Source organism: Bartonella sp. AP58NXGY, from assembly GCF_042195785.1.
Classification (GTDB): Bacteria; Pseudomonadota; Alphaproteobacteria; order Rhizobiales; family Rhizobiaceae; genus Bartonella.
In genome coordinates this window covers 372-711 of sequence record NZ_JBHIOY010000252.1, presented here as the reverse complement: position 1 = coordinate 711, position 340 = coordinate 372, and the positions used below count along the sequence as shown (strand labels likewise).

General features: G+C 35.6%; 1 protein-coding gene. It reads left to right on the top strand.

Annotation, left to right across the window (positions count from 1 at the left end; translation table 11 throughout):
* The first annotated feature begins 56 nt into the window (after positions 1-56).
* Positions 57-275, top strand: coding sequence for a translation initiation factor IF-1 (infA, locus tag ACFINC_RS10775; protein WP_004857577.1), 219 nt, complete (start codon positions 57-59; stop codon positions 273-275).
* Positions 276-340: the final 65 nt, after the last annotated feature.

Genomic DNA, 340 nt, shown 5'->3' with positions numbered 1-340 from the left:
TGGAAAATAACGCTAGATTCATAAAATATGAGCCTTATATAAGGAAATGATTGTTTATGTCAAAAGAAGAAGTTTTAGAATTTTCGGGTATCGTTACCGAACTCTTGCCGAATGCGATGTTTCGTGTAAAACTCGAAAATGATCATGAAATTATTGCTCATACCGCTGGAAGAATGCGAAAAAATCGCATTCGCGTGTTAGCCGGTGATAAAATCATGGTCGAAATGACCCCTTATGATTTAACAAAAGGACGCATTACATACCGTTATAAGTAATCTCATAGATGCCCCCGCGCTTTTTTGTAAAAGTCACAATATTCTTTCTGTTATTTTTAACAGTC

Bases quoted from the DNA above. Each gene is read 5' to 3' on its own strand.
- infA (WP_004857577.1), top strand. From the start codon at position 57: ATGTCAAAAGAAGAAGTTTTAGAATTTTCGGGTATCGTTACCGAACTC.